Here is a 21,126-nt window from a genome sequence, read left to right as displayed (position 1 = left end):
GCCGGAGGTTTTCTAGACAATGAGAATAGACAAGTCTCATTTGACTTGCCTATATTACTTAAATCCATTTATTAAACTTTTTGATATACATCTTTTTGGCCATCTGAACAACAACACAATACATCAATAATATAAATGTTATCCAAAAGAAGTAATTCATAGGTAATGCCTCTAAACCTATGGCTTCTCCAAAACCTATAAATGGTACACTTATTCCTAATATCACGATAACTAAACTTAAAACTACAACTGGCATAGATGCTCTGCTCTCTATAAAAGGAACTTTCTTGGTTCTTATAATATGAACAATCAATATCTGAGATATCAATCCAACAATAAACCATCCAGATTGGAATAAACCTTGTGTAGCATCACTATTAGCTTTAAACACATACCACATCAATAAAAATGTTATTATATCAAATATTGAACTTATAGGTCCTATATAAACCATGAATTTACCTATATCATCTGCATTCCACTTCTTAGGTTTCATTAAATATTCTTTGTCCATATTGTCCCATGGAATGAATATCTGTGAAACATCATAAAGTAAGTTTTGAATTAAAAGTTGTATTGGAAGCATAGGAAGGAAAGGTAAAAATATACTTGCAGCAAGTACACTAAATACATTTCCAAAATTAGAACTTGCAGTAATCTTTATATATTTCATTATATTGCCAAAAACTTTTCTTCCTTCAATTACTCCTTCTTCTAGTACCATCAAACTTTTTTCAAGTAAGATAATATCAGCTGATTCTTTAGCTATATCTACTGCTGTATCAACAGATATACCAACATCTGATTGACGAAGAGCTGGAGAATCATTTATACCATCACCCATAAATCCAACAACATGACCCTTTTCTTGAAGCAATCTTATTATTCTTGATTTTTGTATAGGAGATAACTTCGCTAAAACATTTGTAGTTTCTATAGCTTTTGTTAGTTCATCATCCTCCATATCATCTATTTCATTTCCAAGAAGAACATTACTAACATCAATACCAACTTCTTTACATACTTTCACTGTAACTGCATCATTATCACCAGTTAACACTTTTACCTCTACTCCATTTTCATGAAGGGCTTTTATTGCATCTTTTGCAGATTCCTTAGGAGGATCTAAAAATGCTATATATCCCATTAAAACCATGTTAGATTCATCTTTTACACTAAAGTTGTTTTCATCAGGTATATTGTTTTTTTGAGCAACCCCAATTACTCTCATACCTTCTTTGTTTAGATTTTCTACTGTTTTTAATATCTTTTTCTTAATCTCATCAGTAAGATTTACAACCTCACCCTTATACTCTGCAAAGCTACAGATTGAAAGCATTTCCTCCACAGCACCTTTTGTTATAAGCTGTCTTTTTTCATCTTTATCTTTTAAAACTACTGACATTCTCCTTCTTACAAAATCAAATGGAATTTCATCTACTCTCTCATAATTTTCTTTAAAAGCTATTAACCCATTTTCTTCTCCATGTTCAAGTATTGCAATGTCCATCAAGTTTCTTAATCCTGTTTGATAGAAACTATTTAAATATGCATGTTTTAAAACTCTTATATCTTCTTCTCCATGAATATTTAAATGTTTTTCAACAATTATTTTATCAAGTGTTAATGTACCTGTCTTATCTGTACAAAGAATATCCATTGCCCCAAAGTTTTGAATTGCATCAAGTTTTTTAACAACAGTTTTTCTTTTTGCCATAACTACAGCACCTTTTGCAAGATTTGTAGTTACTATCATTGGAAGCATTTCAGGAGTTAAACCAACAGCAATTGATATTGCAAAAAGAAGGGCCTCAAGCCAATCTCCTTTTGTTACACCATTAACAACAAATACTATAGGAACCATAACAAACATAAACTTTATAAGAAGAGAACTTACGCTTTTTACACCTTTTTCAAAGCTTGTTGTCTTTTTATCCTCTGTAAAAGATGATGCCATAGATCCAAAATAAGTTTCATCCCCAGTAGCAATTACTACAGCTACCGCACTTCCACTAATTATATTAGTTCCAAGCAAACAAATATTATCTAAATCAAATATATTAACATCTCTTATATCTTTCTTTAATTCTTGAAATTTTTCTATAGGTTCAGATTCACCTGTAAGTGAAGATTGACTTATAAATAAGTCTTTACAACTTATTATCCTTAAATCCGCAGGTATCATATCTCCGGCAGCTAGATGAACTATATCACCTGGAACAAGGTCTATTATATTTAATTCATTTACTCCCTTTTCCGTTCTCTTTACAGCAGTTGTGGTTGTAACTAAACCTTTTAGTTTTTCTACATCATTTGAGGATTTAAGTTCTTGAAAAAACTGCAAAAGTACACTGATAGTTATCATAGTTGTAATTATTACTATTGTTATATAGCTTTTTTCTTCCTTTGGTGCCATTACTATATCAGTTATAAATGATACTACAGCTAAAGAAATAAGAACCAAAATAAATGGATTTATAATCGCCTCAAATAAATGTTTATACCAAGCTTTAGGTTTATCTTTGGAAATTTTATTAAGACCGTACTCTTCTCTTCTATTTAATACTTCCTGCTCTTCTAATCCAGAAATATTTATTTGTAGTTTATCATATAGTTCTTTTATGCTTATAGCACTATTTTCATAAACTCTATTTTTTATTTCTTTTTCATTTTTATTTATATCAAAATTCTTTCTTTTTAGCATAATTCACTCCTCCTACTTAAAAATGACAGCACTTAATACAGGTTAAAACAATATTATTTTTAACCTAACTGTCTATATTTATTTAGTATTACGATTTTTGAAATTTATATTAGCCTGAGAAGCAGCGATTAGCTTTATAGAAATGTTTTATATAGAAATCCTTAGGATATTTTCACAATCTTTTTTAAATCGAAGTTAAGAAACGAATAATTTAAATTTAATTCTGAAGTTGTCCGTTTTTTTCTATAATGAGCACCCCCGCCATCACTGTCACTACTACTATAAATATCCATTCTTCTTCACCTCCGAAAATTTAATTTAGTAAAAATAAAAAAACCTCGCCAAACTTAAACGTGACGAAGCTACCATAATAACTTTCTCGTTCAAGTTTTGGCTCTGCAAGGCAATGAAATTGCGTTAGATTAAACCTTCTTTGTTCGGTAAAACCTGCTAACCAGTTCAGAATGTTTCCATCCTTTTACGGCAGCAATCCGTATCCTTGTAGTAACCTCACCTACCGAGGCTTATTTAATTTCCACTTTCATAATATGTTTTATTCCTTAGTTTGTCAACCTTAAATAAAAAAATACTGGTTTTTATATAGAATTTGGTAAGTCAAAAATAGCATCAATACATATATTGGTAGTAATACTAATACATTAATTAGGTGATTGTTATTAAAATTTATTCTGGATTAAACATAAATGAACTTATTTTTTTAGGCGAAGGCACTCAAGGTAAGGTATATAGAATAGATTCTAAAAAATGTATAAAGATCTTTAAAAGCAAGAAAATCTGCACTGCTGAACTATATACTTTAGTAATGGGACAAAAGGATGAACATTTTCCAATACTTTATGAGTACGGCAATAGATATATAATAAGAGAATATATAGATGGCATAGAACTCGATAAATATCTAAGTTCTAACCCCCTTACTCCTGACATTTCAAATAAACTTATTGAATTATATGAGGCCATGGAAAAAGTTGGCTACTCACGCTTAGACTCTGCATTATTTCATATTTTTCTAACTCCTTCTGAAGATATTCGGCTTATTGATACTGCTAGGGCTATGGTTAAAGAAAGTACCTATCCTAAATTGATTCTAAGTGGTTTAAATGATTTGGGCTACAGAGATGAATTCTTAAATCATGTTAAAGTTTTTAATCCTAAACTCTATAATGATTGGATTAACCATCATAAGTAATTAAGTAAAAGAGGAGAAAATATGAGATTCATAGTTTTTGGAGATTCTAAAGGTAAAGAAAATGGTATAAACAAAAAAGTTCTACATTCACTTATGAAAGAAAGTTCTAAATTGTATCCCTCTCCTGAGTTTATACTAGTATGTGGAGATAGTGTGGCTGGAGGTAGTAAAGAGGAAACACTAGCCATTCAACTTATGGATTTTAGAGATATAATATCAAAATATCATCCAAACAAATCTTTATTCCCCGTTATAGGTAATCATGAAGTTAATATTGAACCAGAGGATGATAGATTTGAACAAGTTCTCGATCAATTTTATAGAAATTTGACTCCAACTTATGCTTTAAATGGATACAACAATACTGTTTATTGTGTCGATTTTGATGATACACGATTAATAATTCTAAATTCCTTCCACCCCTCTGCTCTTCATAAAATAGATAAGGTACAACTTAATTGGTTTAAATCCATGGCCTCTGTACCAAGTAAAAACAAACTTGTTTTTATTCATTCCCCAGCCTTTCCTACTGGGGCCCATCTAGGTCACTCACTTGATTTATATCCTGAAGATAGAAATGAGTTTTGGGATATAGTTGATAAATGTAATATAGACATAGTATTTTCAGGTCATGAGCATAACTATTCTAGAAGAGTCATAGACAGCTCTTTTAGTGAAGGTGGTTTTACTTATCAAAATAAAGTACCACAGATAATCTCAGGTGGTGGTGGTGAGAAGTTACGTAATAAATATAAAAGTAAAAAAGGAATAGTTGTAGCTCCTGTAGCAGTATATCATTTTTTAGTTGTTGATATTGATGAATACTCTATCAAAGTTTCTGCAATAACATCAAAAGGCAAACAAATAGATGAATTTGAAATAAAGAAATAATTTCTAACTAAAAACAAATGGACTTAAAACTAGCTATTAATCTAGTTTTAAGTCCATTTTTATAGATAGTTTTAAATAAAATCTTCTAAATCTAAAGTTTTTAAATATCTTTCTCTAAATTCATTTTCAAGAAAACTCATTGTGATCATATCATAATATTTATGATTATAATAAGCCCCATCTCTTCTTAAACCTTCTCTTTTAAATCCTATCTTTTCATAAACATGAATAGCTCTATTATTAAAAGGATAAGCTTCAAGTTCAATTCTATGAAGATTAAACATTCCAAATCCATAGTTTAAAGCTAAAATCATAGCTTCTGTACCATAACCTTTACTAAAATCTTCTTTCCTATTTATAAGAACTCTTATATTCCCACATCTATTATTTCTATCAACTTCATTAATTACTACTTCCCCTACTATCTTATTATCTTGTTTTGAAAATATCAAAAAATCTACTCTATCACTATCAGCTGCTACTCTATCAATGTAATTCTCTATTTCTGTTTTATTAAAAGCTTGAGCACTTCCAGTAAAAATCATTGTTTCAATACTAGTATTTTTAAAATTGTCCCAATATTCTTCTGTATATTCTTTATCTAATTTTTTTAGATAAACTATATTTCCATTTAACTCTAAAAAATTTCTCATATTTAACATCTTTTTTCTCCTTAAATCTATTTACTTAAATTATAAATATTTTAAGTGAGTTTAATCAACATCATTAATGATTCAGAATAGTTTTTGCTCAATTTTCCTCCTCATTTGTCCCAACTTCTTTTTCTGATATTTCATCTGAAAACTCAGTTGATAGATTAGTTTTATAATTGTTTTTTATAAGTTTATGAACACTTCCCCTTTCTCTGCTATATCTTAATACCATATAGGCAACTGAGTATACTCCTACCATAAAAAGTCCTGCTATAAGACCCGATCCTTGCCCTGATATAAATGGCATACTTAGGATAATTATAATCATGCTTATAAGTCCTATCCATGATGTATATGGATATCCAGGCATCTGACATTTCCCTTCTGGTGGACATCCATTTTTCTTACGAAATCTTATATGAGTAGCCATTATTACAGCATAAGTAAATAGAAGTGCAAATCCTCCAGCGCTTATTAGAAATAAATAAACTCTAGGAAGTAACATACCTAAACCTAGTCCTATCAACATCCCAAGGCCTGAAAACAGAATTCCTCTATGAGGCACATCCTTATTATCCTTTAGCCATTTAGGTGCATGACCCTCATCTGCTAAATATCTTATCATTCTTCCAAGTCCAAACATAGCTGCAAGCATAGTTGATAATATAGCTGTAATTAAAACCAAGTTAAGAACAGTTCCAGCCCAGCTTATTCCCCATCTATTTAGTGCTACAACCATAGGACTTATACTTTCACTTAACTCCGCCGTTGGAACTAATGGAAGAAGAACTCCTATTGAAATTACATAAAATCCTACAAGGCATAAAACTGTATAGGTTATTGCTCTAGGTATTGTTTTCCTTGGATCTCTGGCTTCTGATGCAGCTAATCCTATTATTTCAAAACCTGCATAAGAAAACATAACTATAAGCATACTTCCTGCAAGACCTTTTATTCCTCCCGGCATAAATTCCTCTCTACTTAATTCGCCAACTCCAACCGCTCCACCTCCTGATATTATTCCTACTATTAATAAAAAAGCTACAAATATAAAAGAAATTATAGCTAATACTTTTATAGCTGCTAATCCACTTTCTAGCTTACTTAGTTTATCTGCACCTAATAAATTAAGTAATGTAACTCCAACTATTATGATTCCTCCAAGCAAAGAAATAGAAACATTAGGAAACCATTCCCTAACCAAAATAGATACTGCTGTTGCCTCACTGGATATAGCTAAAACCATTCCTGTCCAATATACCCATCCTACAACAAACCCCACACCTTCTCCAAAAATATTAGCTGCAAAAGTTCTAAATGAGCCTGAATCTGGATTTGCTACAGTCATTTCTGACATTGCAAACAATATAAAATAAACTAATATTCCTCCTAATATATACGCTATTAATATAGATGGCCCAGCTGCATGAATAGCTACAGAAGACCCAAGAAAAAAAGATCCTCCTATTACTGTTCCTAATGCCATCATAGTTAACTGCCAAGCAGACAATCCTTTATGTTTACTCTCCATATTTTGCCCTCCATTTAAGTTTGTTTATATCTTAGTATTCCTAAAAATCTTTAATATAAACGAAAAAATAAGGCATAGACGTATCTATACCTTATAAAAAACTATATTGCAAGGCTGTTTATCTTAACAGGCTCTTTCCTATCAATCTCTGTCATTGAAACTGGATCTAATATTTCATTTAATTCTCTTATACTTAAAATACCTTCTCTTAATATAATTTCTTTTACAGATATTCCTGTTTTTAAAGCTTCTTTAGCTATATCTGCTGATTTTTTATAACCTATATAAGGACAAAGTACAGTGACTATTCCTACACTATCATTTACAAGTTGTGCACATCTTTCTTTATTAGCTGTAATTCCTAGGATACAATTATCAACAAAAGTTTTTGTTGCATTTCTCAAAGTTTCTATTGATTCGAATAAATTATAAAATAATACTGGTTCAAAAGCATTTAGTTCTAATTGTCCTGCTTCTGCTGCCATGGTTATAGTAAAATCATTTCCCATAATATTAAAGGCTACTTGAGAAACTACCTCTGGAATAACTGGATTTATCTTTCCTGGCATTATAGATGAGCCATTTTGCATTGATGGAAGATTAATTTCTCCTAGTCCTGTTTTAGGGCCACTTGATAAAAGTCTTAAATCATTTGCCATTTTAGATAAATTAACTGCACAGGTTTTTAATACTCCAGATACACTTACAAAACCATCAAGATTTTGAGTTCCATCTATCAAGTCCTCTGCTTGTGTTAGATTTAAACCTGTAACCTTTTTAAGATTTAAAGTGATATTTTTTAAATAATCTAAACTTACATTAATTGAAGTTCCTATAGCTGTTGCACCCATATTTACAGTTAACATCTCTTCTTGAACTCTACTTAATCTGTTTATATCTCTTTTAATAACAGATGCAAAAGCATGAAAAGATTGCCCAAGTCTTATAGGAACTGCATCTTGAAGTTGAGTACGTCCCATTTTAATAACATCATTAAATTCTATAGCTTTTCCTTCTAAAACTTCATATAAACGTTCAAGTTCATAAACTGCATTAACTAACATTTTTATAATTACTAGTTTACCTGCTGTTGGAAACACGTCGTTAGTTGATTGAGCCATATTTACATGGTCATTTGGATGAACTAAACTATAGTCTCCTTTTTTTCCTCCTAGTATTTCAATAGCTCTATTAGCTATAACTTCATTTGCATTCATATTTGTAGAGGTTCCTGCTCCCCCTTGTATTGGATCTACTATAAACTCATCATGAAGTCTTCCTGAAATAATTTCATTGCAAGCTTGTATAATAGCTGCTCCAACTTTTCTATTTAATTTATTTATATCTATATTTGTAATAGCCGCCGCCTTTTTTATTTCAGCTAGGCTTATTATAAGCTCTGGATGGATTGTTCTATTTGTAATATGAAAATTGTTTTTTGCTCTTAAAGTTTGTACACCATAATAAGCTTCTATCGGTACATGCATATCTCCTATTGAATCAAATTCTATTCTAGTCTCCATATAAATACCCTCGCTTTTATTTTATTTATTAATACAATAGCGAGATTATCATTATTTTCTACTCATGTAAATCTTTAAAAAGCATTTACTTAAAAAAGGTGAAAAAATGCATAGCTAACTTAATTAAAAATATTTTTTATCATACTTTAATTAATTTTATTAAGGGGATTTTTTTAAGATTAGCTCTTAAACTTAATATTTTTAACCTAAAATATTCAAAAAGCTTGTATCATTACACCTAAAACTTTATTATATTAACTATAGAGGAATTTTTTAAATAAATCTAAAAAGAGGTGCCTATTATTATGGATGAAATAGATTTAAAACTTATTAAACTTCTTCAAGAAAATGCTCGATATTCCCTTAAATATTTGGCTAAAGAAGTGTTCTTATCAACGCCCGCAGTCTCTTCTCGTATACTAAAACTTGAGGAAGCTGGAATAATTAAGGGCTATTCAGCTCAAGTTAATCTACCTAAACTCGGCTACAATATTAAAGCTTTTATAAATCTTGAAGTTAGCCCAAAGCAAAAACCTGAGTTTTATCCTTTTATAGCCGCCTGTCCTAATGTTCTTGAATGTAATTGTGTTACAGGAAAGTTCTCTATGCTTATAAAGGTTTCCTTTCATACTACTGAAGAACTTGACGGTTTTATTAATGAAATACAGAGATTTGGAAATACTGAAACTCAAATAGTATTCTCTACCCCAGTTGATCATAGAGGAATTCAAATAGAAATGAATTAAACTCACAAAAAGCCTCGCAAATTACTGCGAGGCTTTATTTTAAGAAAAATATATATTAAGTTTTCCATCATCATATCTAGCTGAACTGATTTCTTTAGATTGAAGTTTAGTTGGAAGTACAAAACCTCTTCTTTCATTTTTTATAGATATTATGATTTCATCCTCATTTTGAGATAGTTTAATTTCATTTTTATCTATAAAAGGCATTTTTATTTCAAGAATATAGTTTCCGTCTTCACTTTTTACATCAAATATCTTTTCTTTAAATAAAACATTGCTTGGATCAAAATCTCCATAAAGTTTATCTCCAGCTTCTTTTAAATGTGTATATTTTCTCAGCTCATGATTCATAAGTTCAAGCTTAAATATTGGTATTCCTTTAAAACTCTCTTCGATATCTTTAATGGTATTTTTTTGTATATTAGCCCATTTCTCAAAATAACCTTCAAGAGATTCCTTTGAAAAAATCCTGTTTATAAATATTCCATCTACGTTGTAATCAAACAAATGAAGATATGAAAAACTCCTTTTTGCTTCTTTAACCACTATCTTTTCTGGAGTTGTAACTATTCTAATACTTACTACATCTTTGTTAAGCATAAGTTTATGAAGTTCATCAATCTTCTGATAAAGTTTATCTATATCGTCAAACACCTTATCATCTGGCAAAGGAATTTTAACTGTAGCCTCAACTACAGGCTTAACAAACTTAGCTGCTTTTCTTTTTATAGGGAAAAACTTTTCCATCCACCATTTAAATAAGTCTGGAAACTTTAATAAGGACATGGTTTCCCCTGTTGGTGCACAGTCAACAATTAAAACATCATATACTCCTTCATCGTATACTTCCTTAATTTTTATTAAAGATAAAAGTTCCTCAAAACCTGGAAATACTAGTAATTCCTCTGTTTCTATAGTCTTATCTGACTTTAACATCATTAATTTTTCAATATAACCTTTTATATTTCCCCAAACTCTTTCATTTTCTATAATTGAGTCAATTTCCATAGCATAAAGATTTTCACTTACCTTTATAGGCTCATTAGAAAGCTTAACATCAAAAGAATCACCTAAACTATGAGCTTGGTCTGTACTCATGATAAGTACCTTCTTCCCTTCCTCTGCTATTTTGCAAGCAGTAGCTGATGCTATACTTGTTTTTCCTACTCCACCTTTACCAGTATATAATATTACTCTCATAACGTTCCCTCCACCTTTATGAAAAATCAATCTCTACTTTTTTTGTTGTTCTTTTCTCTTCTTTCTCATCTTTTTCTTCTTGTATCATATATATTGCTATATCTTTTATTAAACTAAATGCTTCTTTTTCAATATCATCCACTCTTTTTCTTACCTTATCTGGAAGTATCTCCTTTATGGCTTCATATTTTAAAGTTTCTGCTTTTATCATTTTTTTAATAAATTCCTTATTCATAAAATCACCTCTATTCAAAATAAATGCTTAATTTTTCAGAATTAAGTTTTGCTGATGCAATAGAATATTTCCTTATGGAATTAGGTATAGGAATATTCCTCTTAAAATTGCCTATTTTTATTATTACATCACTTCCTGATTCAAATAAATCAAAATCCTTTTTATCGGTAAAAGGAACATAAACCTCAAGTTTATATCCATTTTCAGTTTTTTCAAAAACTTCATTTAGTGTAGTTTCAAGAATATCAAATATATTTTCTTCTTTTAATGAATCACTAACTATTCTATCTAGTGCCTCCACCCCATTTATATCTTCTTCATACCATTTGACTTTATATATAGGTATATTAGAAAAGGAGGAATTAAGCTCTTCTAGATATTTACTTTGAATCTCTTTCCATTCATTAAAGAAATTATTTTCTATCTCCTCCGGTATAAGTCTGTTTATATATATTCCATCTACATTAAAATTGTATAAATTTAAATACATATAACTTCTTTTACTTTCTTCTACAACCATTTTTTCTGGTATAGTAACTAATCTTATACTGCATATTTCTCTATCTTTTAAAAGCTTTTGTAATTCGAAAAGTTTATAATATAATTTTTCAACATCACTCATAGCTTCTTTATTTGGCATCTCTATTTTAAATGCAACCTTTGATATTGGTCTTAAAACTTTAAGTGCTATTTTTTCTATAGGAAAAAGTTTTTCCATGTACCATGAAAATAGTTCTGGAAACTTAAGAAGAGAAAGTGTTTCACCAGTAGGTGCACAGTCTACTATAATCAAGTCATAGATATTTTTATCATATAGTTCTTTTATTTTAAGAAGAGAAAACAACTCCTCTATACCTGGAAAAACCACTATATCTTCATATATTTCTGCGTCTTCTTTACCTTTAAAAGAAATCATGTTTTTAAATGCATCTGATATATTCCCATAATACTTTTCCATTTCATGATTTGAATCTATCTCTAGTCCATCAAGATTATCTATAACCTCTTCTGGTTCAAAGTTTACCTTTTTCATAAATAAATCACTTAGGTTATGAGCCATATCAGTGCTTACTATTAAAGTCTTTTTACCTTCTTTAGCTGCTTTTACTGCATGAGCTGCTGCTATGCTTGTTTTTCCCACTCCACCTTTTCCTGTAAAAATTAATATTCTTCCCATAATATCCTCCTATAATTCTTATTTAGAATAGTTCTCTTCTCGAAGTATTTCTTTTAAAAATAACTTAGTTTCCTAAGCTATTCTATTTCTATTCTTCTAATTTTTTTAGACTTTTTATCTGGATTATTTGCTTTATCTTTTTCAGTTTTAAATACAACCATAACTTTATTTATTATACTTATAAAACTCTCTTTCTCTTCTTGAGTTAAAGAGCTATGTATCTCTTTAAAATAATGCTCTATAAGTTTTTTTTCTTCTTTTATGAAATCCTCTGCCTTTTTAGTTAGAACTATATTTACAACTCTTCTATCTTTTTCATCCCTTATTCTTGCTGCCATTTCTTTTTTTTCTAATCTACTGATTACGCCTGTAGCTGTATTTAAAGGAGCATTTATATACTCTGCAATTTCTGTCATATTAGCTTTTTTATATCTATAAAGAAACAAAAGAGATAATATTTCATTTTTTGAGTAATCTAAAAATACATTGCTCCACTGATCCGGAAAAAACAAAAACTTAAATTCATCTATATAATTAAAAATTATTGACTCTAAATTAAAGAGTTCATTATTGTGCATACACTTTTCTCCTAAAATTAATTCTATCCTCGAAGTATATTTTAATTCTACTCTAGAAGTATTTTGTTGTCAAGTGTTAAATCCTACGACTTCAATACCAGCTATACTTCCTTTCCCTTCATAGGTTTGCTTACTTCTTTTGTTCAAAAAATAAAGTTTCACTTCTCCAGATAATTCTTCTTTTACTGGTATGTTCATTTCTCCTTTTTTAGGGGCTACTAGTCCACCTGGTTGAGTTAATCTACCTTCTATTTTTAAAATACCATCTTTATTTTCTAAAGATATTTTTATTTTTTTATCGTTTATTTCTTCTATTTCTAGCTTGCTATTATTATAAGTTGCAAATCTATATTGATTACCCTGAACTAACAAATTCACTATATAACCTCTAAAAGATTTTTTCCCAAAAGGTATATCTGCAACAGATAAAAAAATACTAGTTCCTTTATCCTCAAAATTATTGCATTGAATCCATAGATACTCCTTAGGGAATGATGTTCCCCAGTCTTTTTCTATATATCCTTTCCCCTTATTAAAATCTATTTCTTCATTATTTATTTTGATTTTTCCAGAAACCTCATGGTTCATGCTGATGACCCCATGATAACATTCCATATTAGGGATGTATGCAAAAAAGCCCATTATGTTAGGACATATTATAGACTTTTTTAGAGGAGTTAATGTCCCTAGATTTATATTAGCTTTTATATCACAATCTTTATCTTTTATATTAATAAAAACTCTTGATTCAGAAAATGTATTTTCTCCTATACTTATCCTAAAGGGATTTTGATGAAACTTAAAATCTTCTAATTTAAATCGTACATACCCTGTCTTGGTTGTCCTTTTATCATTATTATCTACACTTACAAATATATATTGAATAAAACTATGATAATCACCATGAAATAAGCTTATCCCAGGTATAAAACTTATGACATTTTTTTGATTTTCTGATACCTGTTTATAATACCAGCCTTCAAAATAGTTTTTCTTTTTTAAATCCCCTTGAAAAAGTATGGGATTTATCATCTTCTTAAACACTTTAGACATCATCCTCACTATATACTATATTTACTAGTATATCCATGTACAAAAAAAGAAACCTCACTAGGTTTCTTTTTCATTAAGATTTATTTGTTTTTTATATTATCAATTATTCTAGTAATTATATCTATCCTCTTAAATGGGGTTATTAAGTAATACCCATCTACATATTCAGAAATCTCTTTTGCAATTTGGGTGGATAACTTCACTGCAAGCTCTGTACCCTCTTCCTTTGAAACATCTTTATACATCTCAATTATTTCTTCTGAAACGTTGATTCCTGATATTTCATTGTTCATAAAGCAGGCATTTCTATAACTAACAACTGGAATGATTCCACCTAAGATTTTTACATCTAGTTCTTTTCTTGCAAGTTTTAGATTTTCTAGGGCCTCTTTAGTTAAAACAGGTTGGGTTAAAAACATGGTTATTCCATTTTCTATCTTTTTCTTTGCTTGTACCATCTGAGCATTAAAGTTTCTTGCATTGATATTTAAGGCCCCACAAACATTAAATGGACTTTTAAAGGTTGTTTCATTTAAGTTTGTTATATAGTTTGCAAGTATTGATGAATTAAAACTAAATACTCCCTTAACTTCATCTCTTTCAGCAGAAGGTATAGGATCACCAGTTACAACTAAAACATTATTCACCCCTTCTATATTAAGACCCAAAAGAAGAGCTTTTGTAGCATTTATATTTCTGTCTCTACAGGTCATATGAGGAATTGGTGTTATATCTAATTCTCTCTTAAGTTTACAAGCAAGTATACTGCTATCAACTCTAGCTCTTGCAATAGGACAATCAGCTATAGTTATAGCGTCTACTCCCTGATCTTTCAGTTTCTTTGCACTACTCATAAAAAAGTCTATTTCTGTATCTATAGGAGGATCTAATTCAACTGCAATTATCTTCTCTCCCTTATCTAACTTTTCGATAAGTTTATTTTTCACCTCTGATTTTTTGATTTCTGATGGTTTTGATATCTTGTCATAAACAATATCATCTAAACTAAGTTCTTTTAGTTTTAAAACCATTGCTTTTATATACTCTGGAGTTGTCCCACAACACCCACCTAAAATGCTGACTCCTAATTTCGCTATTTCAAACATCTGACTTGCAAAATACTCTTTGCTGTTATCAAAAAAAGTACGGTTATTTATTATAGTTGGATAACCTGAGTTTGGCATTATGGACATGGTTTTATCTTCAATATTAAACTCTTTTATATACTGAAGAAGATGGTATGGACCTGAAAAACAGTTAAAACCTAAAGCATCAATTTCAGTAATCTTTGAAAGTTTATCTATAAGCTTCTTTCCTGAATTTCCAAGCCTTGTGTACCCTTCTGGAGAAACAGCAAACTCCACAAGAATAAAAGCTTTAGGATTTTTACTTTTTATATATTTGCAGATATCAACTAAACATTCCTCTTGGCTAAAGGTTTCAAATATGAAGTTATCTGCACCTAAATCAAGAAATACATCTACTATTTCTTGGTACTCTTTAAATAATTCATGTCCTTCTAGTTCTTTGATGGGCCCAATATCAGCAAAAACTGAAACTGATGTACCCTTAGTTGCCTCTTTTGCAATTTCATAGCCCTCTTTGATGACCCTCTTAACTACATCAAAATCACTTTCTAATGCCTCTTTATTGGCACCAAAGGTATTAGTTCTTATAGCCCCACAACCTGCATCTATATATTCCTTGTGTATATCTAAAACAGTTTGCCTATCATAAAGATTTCCAAGTTCACACTTAGTTGATGGATTTTTACTTAGTACACTGTAATAAGTACCCATTGCTCCATCAAAAATCAGCGGTTTCTTTTTTGTTTTCATTTGTATCCCCCTAAACAAATTTATCTCTTACCTCAAAGGAAATTATATATCATTAATATCCTTTCCTGCATTACTAAATTTACTATAACACATATGGGTAAGAATTTGTGTTATTTCTTTAATGGTACTATGAACAAGTCTAAAAGTAGAAATAGACCATTTCAAATAATAACTCACTCAACTTTTCTAGGGGAAACTTATACATTAAAATTTCATTATATCTATTAGATGCTTTCTATTAGAAGTTGTAACTAGGGCTACACTCCCTCCAAATTGTTCAGTGATATATTTTATTACCCATGAGTTAGGATCTGATTCTTTATCTAATAAGTTTTGTAGCTTCCTTTGATTATACAATGTATTATATTCATCTTTTTCTATCTCTCTTTTATTATATTGACCTTTAAGTAATGGAGAGAAAGCAACTAAAGTTAAATCATTATGATATTTTAAGTAATCACTAAGATCTCCATCAACTGCAACTTGTGGATAAAAATCAGCATCAATAGTTGGGGTTAAATAACTATATCTCTGTTGAATTGCAGAAAAGAATTTATAACCATTTTTAATACAAATATTCCTTGCTCGTTCAATGCGCCAAGTTCTAAAATTGCTACATCCAATCTCTTTAATCAAGCCCTTTTCTACAAGTTCGTTTAGTGTTTCTAAAGTTTCTTCCTGTGGAGTGTTATAATCATCTACATGTAAATATAATAAATCAATATAATCTGTATTTAAATTTTCTAAAGACTTTTGTACAGATTCTAAGATAACTTTTCGTCCCAATCCTTGCATATTAGAAAAATCTCTATTTTCAATGTTTTTAGGTAGTGCACCAAGCTTTGTTGCTATTATAGTTTCTTTTCTGTTATTATTTTTATTTAACCACTTTCCTATAACTCTCTCGCTCTCACCACCATTTCCACCATTCCAAACCGCATAGTTGTTTGCTGTATCAATAAAGTTGCCACCTTCATTAATATAATCATCCATCAACTTAAAAGAGTCCTCTTCACTTGTCTTTGTTCCAAAATTTATTGCTCCAAGTCCAATATTAGATACTCTTAATGATGAACTTCCTAATAATATTTTTTCCATCTAAAAACACCTCCTAAAAATATTATATTTTAGGTTCTAAAATATTGAAATTAGGTACTTTATTGTGCTATAGTTACAAAAAAGTACCTAAGGAGATAATTATGATAGTAAATGAATGGGAAGAAGGATGTCCTTTATTGTTAACCCAGAGAATAATTTTGGGTAAATGGAAGTTATCTATAATATGGTTTTTAGCCAGAAATGAAGTCATGAGGCACTCAGAATTAAAAAGGGCCTTTGATGATTCCTCCCTTACTCAAAAGATGCTCACTCAGCATTTAAGGGAACTTGAAGATGATAATATTGTTGAAAGAAAAATCTACAATGAAGTTCCTCCTAAAGTTGAATACAGTCTAACAAAGGTAGGCAAGAGTTTTATTCCAGTACTTGATCTTATGGAAAAATGGGGAGAGTCTTATATAAAAATTGGTGCAGAAGATAATTAAAGCTTGATGTTCATATAAAATAATACATCCTACAATAGTTATACCTAAAATGTCGGATTCTCTATTTTTGCTTCTGTTATCCTGTATATGAAAGGAAGGGATTTTAATGGATTCACTTAAAAATATGAATGATGCTCTAAAGTATATTGAAAAAAATCTTGAATATGAAATAGATTATAAGGAGATAGCTAGACTAGCTTTATGTTCTGAATATCATTTCAAAAGAATGTTTTCTTTTTTAGCTGGAATTCCACTATCAGAATATATCAGAAGGAGAAGGCTCACAGTTGCTGCTTTTGAACTTACGAACAGTGATATAAAAGTGATAGACCTTGCTGTTAAGTATGGATATAATTCTCCTGATGCTTTTTCAAGGGCCTTTCAAAGTTTACATGGAGTTACTCCATCAGAAGCTAGAGATAATAGTCATTCATTAAAAGCTTATCCACCTATGACCTTCCAATTATCTATTAAGGGAGGAAACGAAATGAATTATCGTATTGTAGAAAAAGAAAAATTTAATATTATTGGATTAAAAAAGAGGGTTCCTATAGTTTTTGAAGGGGTTAATCCTGAGATTTCTAAGATGTGGCAAAGTCTAAACATGCAAATCATAACTGAACTTAAGGCACTTTCAAACATTGAGCCATCAGGACTTATAAGCGCTTCTGTAAACTTCTCTGAAGGAAGAATGGAGGAAAAAGGTGAACTTGATCACTATATAGGAGTTGCTTCAACTAAAGAATGTCCAGATAATTTTGAAAAACTTGAAGTTAAAACATCAACTTGGGCCGTATTTGAAGCTGTTGGGTCTTTTCCAGAAACTCTTCAAAATATATGGGGACGTATTTACTCTGAGTGGTTCCCATCATCTAACTATGAAGTAGCTGAAGGGCCTGAAATTCTATGGAATGAAAGTAAAGATACCTCATCTCCAACCTACAAAAGTGAGATATGGGTACCCGTAGTAAAAAAACAATAAGATCTTAAAGGGAACTTGTCTTAAGTTCTCTTTATTCTTTTATTGCTAACTTGGAGACATGCTTTTCGCCATGACTATCAAAATACTTATAAAACTTCATGCCTATCTTCTCAGCAACCCTTTGTGAAGGAATATTTCTTTCACTTGTAATTGAAAAAACTCTAGAATAATTTAATATTTCAAAGGCATATTTCTTGCATGCCAAAGCAGCCTCCGTTGCATAACCTTTATTGCAATAATCCTTAATAATATGGAACCCAATCTCCGGCACAACTTCATCTTCAATTCTCTGCATTGTTATTCCACAATCCCCAAGAAAAACTTCTCCTTCTTTTAATATAACTGCCCATAAACCATGATTATACTTACTATAGTTTTCGATATTCCATTGAATCCACTTCTCTACTTTCTCTTCATCAAATACCTTAGGATAATATTTCATAGACTCAAAATCAGATAGAACCTTTGATAGCTCATTCTTATCTTCTGGTACAAGTTCTCTTAGATATAATCGTTTTGTTTCTATTACTTTTATGATTAATCACCTCAACTTATTTCATATTACTTAAATATGATGAACCTCTCGTTTATCATATTTTATCATGGGCCTCTTATATTTCTTCATATACCTTTTCTTGAACTTAATAGTCTGATGTACCTTTTGATGGTCCTAATTAGATAAACTTCATTTTAGTAATCAAGATGATGATTTACTTTTTAAGTATCCTCTTTAAATAAGCTATATCTAACAAATTCACAGTTTCAAAATTTCCTTTATAAAAAACTGCCCAGTTATTGAAAACACAAGGCAATTCCTTTGCCTTTTGTAGAGTATCCACTTGAATTAAAGATACAGGAACTTCATTTACTTCACGGTACTCTTTTATCATCTCAATACTTTGATAAACATATGGACATTGCATATCATAATAAATTGTTAATTCTTCGCTTTCAATTTTATGATTTTTAACACTGGGTGAAAATTTTGGCATTGTACCATCAAAAGAAAGCGCAAGTAATTCATAATCGTCATCTGTATTATCAACAACCTCAAAGCCGAACTTCTTAACAAATGATTGGTCTGAAAGCCAAGCCTTCTGCTTTTTTGCTCCAAGCATGCAAATTCCTGATTTCCCCTTTGCTTTAGCATCAGCTAAACAATACTCCATCAACAAATTTCCATAACCTTTTCCCTTGTAATTGCCTGAAACCCATAAACAATACACATAATAATAGTTGTCTCCGATTATTGGAACCCAAGCTGTTTCAAGAGGAGCATACTCAATAAAAACAGTAGCTTTTTCATTTAATTTTCTAAAGACATGACCTTCATTTAACCGTTCTGACAGCCATTCTTTTTTTGCATCAATACCTTTATGTGGCTTTTTACTACGTATAATGCAGCATACATGCTCATTGGCAAGGTTTTCTTTTGTTAGATTTATAAACTCAGCACCCATATTTTATTCTCCTCCTTTACAAAGCCTAATTCTTAAATTGCTTCCAATCTATGATTTATTTCATATAATTTCTTATTGTGTCTACAGTTGCTAATATATCATTGATGTTTTCTTTAGTTTTGTTGTTCTCTTTGGCATAAATAAACATATCACGAACTTCAGATAAAGAATTTGCAAACTTCTCATCCATCCACTCATATCTTGGCAACAGCCATAAATGAAAATGCCTTGACCTTTCTTCTTGAATAATTGTTACTTCTTTAATATCCTTTATGATTTTTAATGCTTCTCTCGCCTTATAAGCTAACTCAAATAGTTCTTGTGATTCCTCATAAGTTAATTCTGAAATTGACTTAATATGTTTTTTTGAATCAATTATTAAGAATGCCTTAATTGGAACTTCTGGGTCTTGATGAAGAACGAAATTTTTAGTGCTTTTTATTATATCACCAGGCGGAGTAAACTCACCATTTCCTATGGAGCAGCCTAAACATTCACAACTCCATCCCTTATCTAAAATATCTCTTATTATCATAAAATCCTCTCCTCTAAAACTCAATATTTCTCACTTTTACATATATAGATAAATTATATCATATTTGCAGTATTAGGTTTTAAATAACAAAAGATCATTTAGTAATAGCATAACTAAATGATTTTTTGCATTAAGTACTATATATAGGAAAAGTTAAATTAAAAATATTTACAGCAAACTTAGTTTGGGAACCTGAATGAAACTAAGGTATATTAATGATGTTATTATTACTATGTTTATAGAATAACTTAACATTAAAAATTTTATTTCTTTAAAGTCATTTCTTTTTTCTCTATAATTTCGTGCTGATACAACTATGCTAATCAATAGGATTATAAGTTGTACTATAATAAACAAGTAGTTCCAGAATAAGGTTTCAGAATTTAATGTTATTCCTTTTGAAATCCTTGATATCTCATTATTTATAAAAATAGAAATTACTTGAACCCAAGGTAACATTATTATTAATGCCAATGAATATCTTTTTATATATTTTACCTTTAAAAAATACAGTATTAATATATTTAAGATGATTATTAACATACTGATTATAAAGTTATCCATAATTGTCCATAGACCTAGTAAATAAAAAAGCCATTGTACACCAAAAAACATAAATATCTGATTCATATCTTTCCCCTTTGAAGTTAATTTGCATAGTTCATATCTCTTATTCAAATTATTAATTAAAATACAGTACCTTACACTTTATTTCAAATTTTCAATATTCTAAATCTATTTTCCTAAAACAATAAGATTTCCTAAAGGACGAAATCCGTTTTTCTCATAAAACTTACAAGATGGATAGTCTTTTTCTGTATTAAGTATCATTCCTTGAACATTTTCATCCAATAATAATTTTTCTATATGATTTAGGAATAAACTTCCGATACCTTCCCCTTGATAATCATAACTTATACAAAACTCATCTATATAATATTCCATGCCACATATCCAAGGCTTTTTCATACCTATACTTAATGCTACAATTTTATTATTTACTAAACCTATATAACCTAAAAAATAATTGTTTTTCATATGATTTATGAAAAACTCCTTTACCTGCTCTCTTGAATCATATTCGTCATTCCAAGGTTCTTTCGAAAATGTATCTATAAATAAATCAACACACTCTTCTAAATATTTCTCTTCAAATTTATTTACTTTAAGCTCCATTTTATACTCCATATTTCTTTTAATTTACTATTTCTCTATCTCTTACCATAACTATGATTAAATTATACCACGTTTTGTAAATATTTTCTT

The 21,126-nt window shown here is 29.8% G+C and carries 22 protein-coding genes and 1 riboswitch; of the genes, 5 read left to right on the top strand and 17 right to left on the bottom strand.

Annotated elements, in window-relative coordinates:
* Positions 1 to 58: 58 nt before the first annotated feature.
* Positions 59 to 2,704, bottom strand: a complete 2,646-nt coding sequence (mgtA, locus tag B3N22_RS07740) for a magnesium-translocating P-type ATPase (protein ID WP_286906046.1) — start codon at positions 2,702 to 2,704, stop codon at positions 59 to 61.
* 368 nt (positions 2,705 to 3,072) lie between these two features.
* A riboswitch (M-box (ykoK) riboswitch) is annotated at positions 3,073 to 3,233 on the bottom strand.
* A gap of 138 nt (positions 3,234 to 3,371) precedes the next feature.
* Between mgtA and B3N22_RS07735 the strand changes: the two genes are divergently transcribed.
* Both B3N22_RS07735 and B3N22_RS07730 read left to right on the top strand, forming a co-directional pair.
* Entirely contained in the window at positions 3,372 to 3,914 is a 543-nt protein-coding gene (locus tag B3N22_RS07735; RefSeq protein ID WP_286906044.1) for a hypothetical protein, read from the top strand.
* Positions 3,915 to 3,935: 21 nt separating this feature from the next.
* Complete coding sequence (locus B3N22_RS07730; RefSeq protein ID WP_238906676.1) at positions 3,936 to 4,805, top strand: metallophosphoesterase family protein; 870 nt, start codon at positions 3,936 to 3,938, stop codon at positions 4,803 to 4,805.
* A gap of 71 nt (positions 4,806 to 4,876) precedes the next feature.
* Here the strand turns inward: B3N22_RS07730 and B3N22_RS07725 are convergent, their stop codons facing one another.
* From B3N22_RS07725 to B3N22_RS07715, 3 genes are all read right to left on the bottom strand, one after another.
* Positions 4,877 to 5,467: a GNAT family N-acetyltransferase gene (locus B3N22_RS07725; protein ID WP_286906041.1), complete on the bottom strand. Its 591-nt coding sequence runs from the start codon at positions 5,465 to 5,467 to the stop codon at positions 4,877 to 4,879.
* Between the two features lie 88 nt (positions 5,468 to 5,555).
* Complete coding sequence (locus tag B3N22_RS07720) at positions 5,556 to 6,989, bottom strand: amino acid permease (protein WP_286906036.1); 1,434 nt, start codon at positions 6,987 to 6,989, stop codon at positions 5,556 to 5,558.
* Between the two features lie 101 nt (positions 6,990 to 7,090).
* Positions 7,091 to 8,512: an aspartate ammonia-lyase gene (locus B3N22_RS07715; protein WP_286906034.1), complete on the bottom strand. Its 1,422-nt coding sequence runs from the start codon at positions 8,510 to 8,512 to the stop codon at positions 7,091 to 7,093.
* A 305-nt stretch (positions 8,513 to 8,817) separates the two neighbouring features.
* Here B3N22_RS07715 and B3N22_RS07710 point away from each other — a divergent pair, with 305 nt between their 5' ends.
* The gene (locus B3N22_RS07710) at positions 8,818 to 9,258 is read left to right on the top strand and encodes an Lrp/AsnC family transcriptional regulator (RefSeq protein WP_073017019.1); all 441 of its coding nucleotides are present in this window, start codon (positions 8,818 to 8,820) and stop codon (positions 9,256 to 9,258) included.
* A gap of 39 nt (positions 9,259 to 9,297) precedes the next feature.
* Here B3N22_RS07710 and B3N22_RS07705 read toward each other — a convergent pair whose 3' ends face one another.
* From B3N22_RS07705 to B3N22_RS07670, 8 genes are all read right to left on the bottom strand, one after another.
* Entirely contained in the window at positions 9,298 to 10,458 is a 1,161-nt protein-coding gene (locus B3N22_RS07705) for an ArsA family ATPase (RefSeq protein ID WP_286906032.1), read from the bottom strand.
* A 16-nt stretch (positions 10,459 to 10,474) separates the two neighbouring features.
* Positions 10,475 to 10,693 carry a hypothetical protein gene (locus B3N22_RS07700; RefSeq protein ID WP_286906030.1) on the bottom strand — a complete coding sequence of 73 codons (219 nt, stop codon included), beginning with the start codon at positions 10,691 to 10,693 and terminating at the stop codon, positions 10,475 to 10,477.
* Between the two features lie 10 nt (positions 10,694 to 10,703).
* Positions 10,704 to 11,870 (bottom strand): ArsA family ATPase, encoded by a 1,167-nt coding sequence (locus B3N22_RS07695; RefSeq protein WP_286906028.1) that lies wholly within the window; start codon positions 11,868 to 11,870, stop codon positions 10,704 to 10,706.
* A 77-nt stretch (positions 11,871 to 11,947) separates the two neighbouring features.
* The gene (locus tag B3N22_RS07690; protein ID WP_286906026.1) at positions 11,948 to 12,448 is read right to left on the bottom strand and encodes a MarR family winged helix-turn-helix transcriptional regulator; all 501 of its coding nucleotides are present in this window, start codon (positions 12,446 to 12,448) and stop codon (positions 11,948 to 11,950) included.
* A gap of 69 nt (positions 12,449 to 12,517) precedes the next feature.
* On the bottom strand, positions 12,518 to 13,492 hold the full coding sequence (locus tag B3N22_RS07685) for a tocopherol cyclase family protein (protein WP_286906023.1): 975 nt from the start codon (positions 13,490 to 13,492) through the stop codon (positions 12,518 to 12,520).
* A gap of 89 nt (positions 13,493 to 13,581) precedes the next feature.
* Positions 13,582 to 15,339 (bottom strand): bifunctional homocysteine S-methyltransferase/methylenetetrahydrofolate reductase, encoded by a 1,758-nt coding sequence (locus tag B3N22_RS07680; RefSeq protein WP_286906021.1) that lies wholly within the window; start codon positions 15,337 to 15,339, stop codon positions 13,582 to 13,584.
* Between the two features lie 42 nt (positions 15,340 to 15,381).
* Complete coding sequence (locus B3N22_RS07675; RefSeq protein ID WP_286906019.1) at positions 15,382 to 15,516, bottom strand: hypothetical protein; 135 nt, start codon at positions 15,514 to 15,516, stop codon at positions 15,382 to 15,384.
* A 27-nt stretch (positions 15,517 to 15,543) separates the two neighbouring features.
* Positions 15,544 to 16,437, bottom strand: a complete 894-nt coding sequence (locus B3N22_RS07670) for an aldo/keto reductase (RefSeq protein ID WP_286906017.1) — start codon at positions 16,435 to 16,437, stop codon at positions 15,544 to 15,546.
* A 101-nt stretch (positions 16,438 to 16,538) separates the two neighbouring features.
* On the opposite strand from B3N22_RS07670, the gene B3N22_RS07665 reads away from it, so the two are divergent.
* Positions 16,539 to 16,883, top strand: coding sequence for a winged helix-turn-helix transcriptional regulator (locus B3N22_RS07665; protein ID WP_238906687.1), 345 nt, complete (start codon positions 16,539 to 16,541; stop codon positions 16,881 to 16,883).
* A 106-nt stretch (positions 16,884 to 16,989) separates the two neighbouring features.
* Positions 16,990 to 17,865, top strand: a complete 876-nt coding sequence (locus B3N22_RS07660) for an AraC family transcriptional regulator (RefSeq protein WP_238906688.1) — start codon at positions 16,990 to 16,992, stop codon at positions 17,863 to 17,865.
* Between the two features lie 31 nt (positions 17,866 to 17,896).
* Here B3N22_RS07660 and B3N22_RS07655 read toward each other — a convergent pair whose 3' ends face one another.
* From B3N22_RS07655 to B3N22_RS07635, 5 genes are all read right to left on the bottom strand, one after another.
* Positions 17,897 to 18,391, bottom strand: coding sequence for a GNAT family N-acetyltransferase (locus B3N22_RS07655; RefSeq protein ID WP_238906736.1), 495 nt, complete (start codon positions 18,389 to 18,391; stop codon positions 17,897 to 17,899).
* 184 nt (positions 18,392 to 18,575) lie between these two features.
* Entirely contained in the window at positions 18,576 to 19,325 is a 750-nt protein-coding gene (locus tag B3N22_RS07650) for a GNAT family N-acetyltransferase (protein WP_286906015.1), read from the bottom strand.
* Between the two features lie 55 nt (positions 19,326 to 19,380).
* Positions 19,381 to 19,860: an HIT family protein gene (locus B3N22_RS07645; RefSeq protein WP_286906013.1), complete on the bottom strand. Its 480-nt coding sequence runs from the start codon at positions 19,858 to 19,860 to the stop codon at positions 19,381 to 19,383.
* Positions 19,861 to 20,028: 168 nt separating this feature from the next.
* Positions 20,029 to 20,490, bottom strand: a complete 462-nt coding sequence (locus B3N22_RS07640) for a hypothetical protein (RefSeq protein WP_286906011.1) — start codon at positions 20,488 to 20,490, stop codon at positions 20,029 to 20,031.
* A 105-nt stretch (positions 20,491 to 20,595) separates the two neighbouring features.
* Complete coding sequence (locus tag B3N22_RS07635) at positions 20,596 to 21,036, bottom strand: GNAT family N-acetyltransferase (protein WP_238906693.1); 441 nt, start codon at positions 21,034 to 21,036, stop codon at positions 20,596 to 20,598.
* Positions 21,037 to 21,126: the final 90 nt, after the last annotated feature.

This window comes from Clostridium sp. UBA1652, from assembly GCF_002320975.1.
Classification (GTDB): Bacteria; Bacillota; Clostridia; order Clostridiales; family Clostridiaceae; genus Clostridium_T; species Clostridium_T intestinale.
This window is presented reverse-complemented; position numbering and strand designations above follow the sequence as displayed.

Bases quoted from the DNA above. Each gene is read 5' to 3' on its own strand.
- mgtA (WP_286906046.1), bottom strand. From the start codon at position 2,704: ATGCTAAAAAGAAAGAATTTTGATATAAATAAAAATGAAAAAGAAATA.
- B3N22_RS07730 (WP_238906676.1), top strand. From the start codon at position 3,936: ATGAGATTCATAGTTTTTGGAGATTCTAAAGGTAAAGAAAATGGTATA.
- B3N22_RS07725 (WP_286906041.1), bottom strand. From the start codon at position 5,467: ATGTTAAATATGAGAAATTTTTTAGAGTTAAATGGAAATATAGTTTAT.
- B3N22_RS07720 (WP_286906036.1), bottom strand. From the start codon at position 6,989: ATGGAGAGTAAACATAAAGGATTGTCTGCTTGGCAGTTAACTATGATG.
- B3N22_RS07715 (WP_286906034.1), bottom strand. From the start codon at position 8,512: ATGGAGACTAGAATAGAATTTGATTCAATAGGAGATATGCATGTACCG.
- B3N22_RS07710 (WP_073017019.1), top strand. From the start codon at position 8,818: ATGGATGAAATAGATTTAAAACTTATTAAACTTCTTCAAGAAAATGCT.
- B3N22_RS07705 (WP_286906032.1), bottom strand. From the start codon at position 10,458: ATGAGAGTAATATTATATACTGGTAAAGGTGGAGTAGGAAAAACAAGT.
- B3N22_RS07700 (WP_286906030.1), bottom strand. From the start codon at position 10,693: ATGAATAAGGAATTTATTAAAAAAATGATAAAAGCAGAAACTTTAAAA.
- B3N22_RS07695 (WP_286906028.1), bottom strand. From the start codon at position 11,870: ATGGGAAGAATATTAATTTTTACAGGAAAAGGTGGAGTGGGAAAAACA.
- B3N22_RS07690 (WP_286906026.1), bottom strand. From the start codon at position 12,448: ATGCACAATAATGAACTCTTTAATTTAGAGTCAATAATTTTTAATTAT.
- B3N22_RS07680 (WP_286906021.1), bottom strand. From the start codon at position 15,339: ATGAAAACAAAAAAGAAACCGCTGATTTTTGATGGAGCAATGGGTACT.
- B3N22_RS07670 (WP_286906017.1), bottom strand. From the start codon at position 16,437: ATGGAAAAAATATTATTAGGAAGTTCATCATTAAGAGTATCTAATATT.
- B3N22_RS07665 (WP_238906687.1), top strand. From the start codon at position 16,539: ATGATAGTAAATGAATGGGAAGAAGGATGTCCTTTATTGTTAACCCAG.
- B3N22_RS07660 (WP_238906688.1), top strand. From the start codon at position 16,990: ATGGATTCACTTAAAAATATGAATGATGCTCTAAAGTATATTGAAAAA.
- B3N22_RS07650 (WP_286906015.1), bottom strand. From the start codon at position 19,325: ATGGGTGCTGAGTTTATAAATCTAACAAAAGAAAACCTTGCCAATGAG.
- B3N22_RS07645 (WP_286906013.1), bottom strand. From the start codon at position 19,860: ATGATAATAAGAGATATTTTAGATAAGGGATGGAGTTGTGAATGTTTA.
- B3N22_RS07640 (WP_286906011.1), bottom strand. From the start codon at position 20,490: ATGAATCAGATATTTATGTTTTTTGGTGTACAATGGCTTTTTTATTTA.
- B3N22_RS07635 (WP_238906693.1), bottom strand. From the start codon at position 21,036: ATGGAGCTTAAAGTAAATAAATTTGAAGAGAAATATTTAGAAGAGTGT.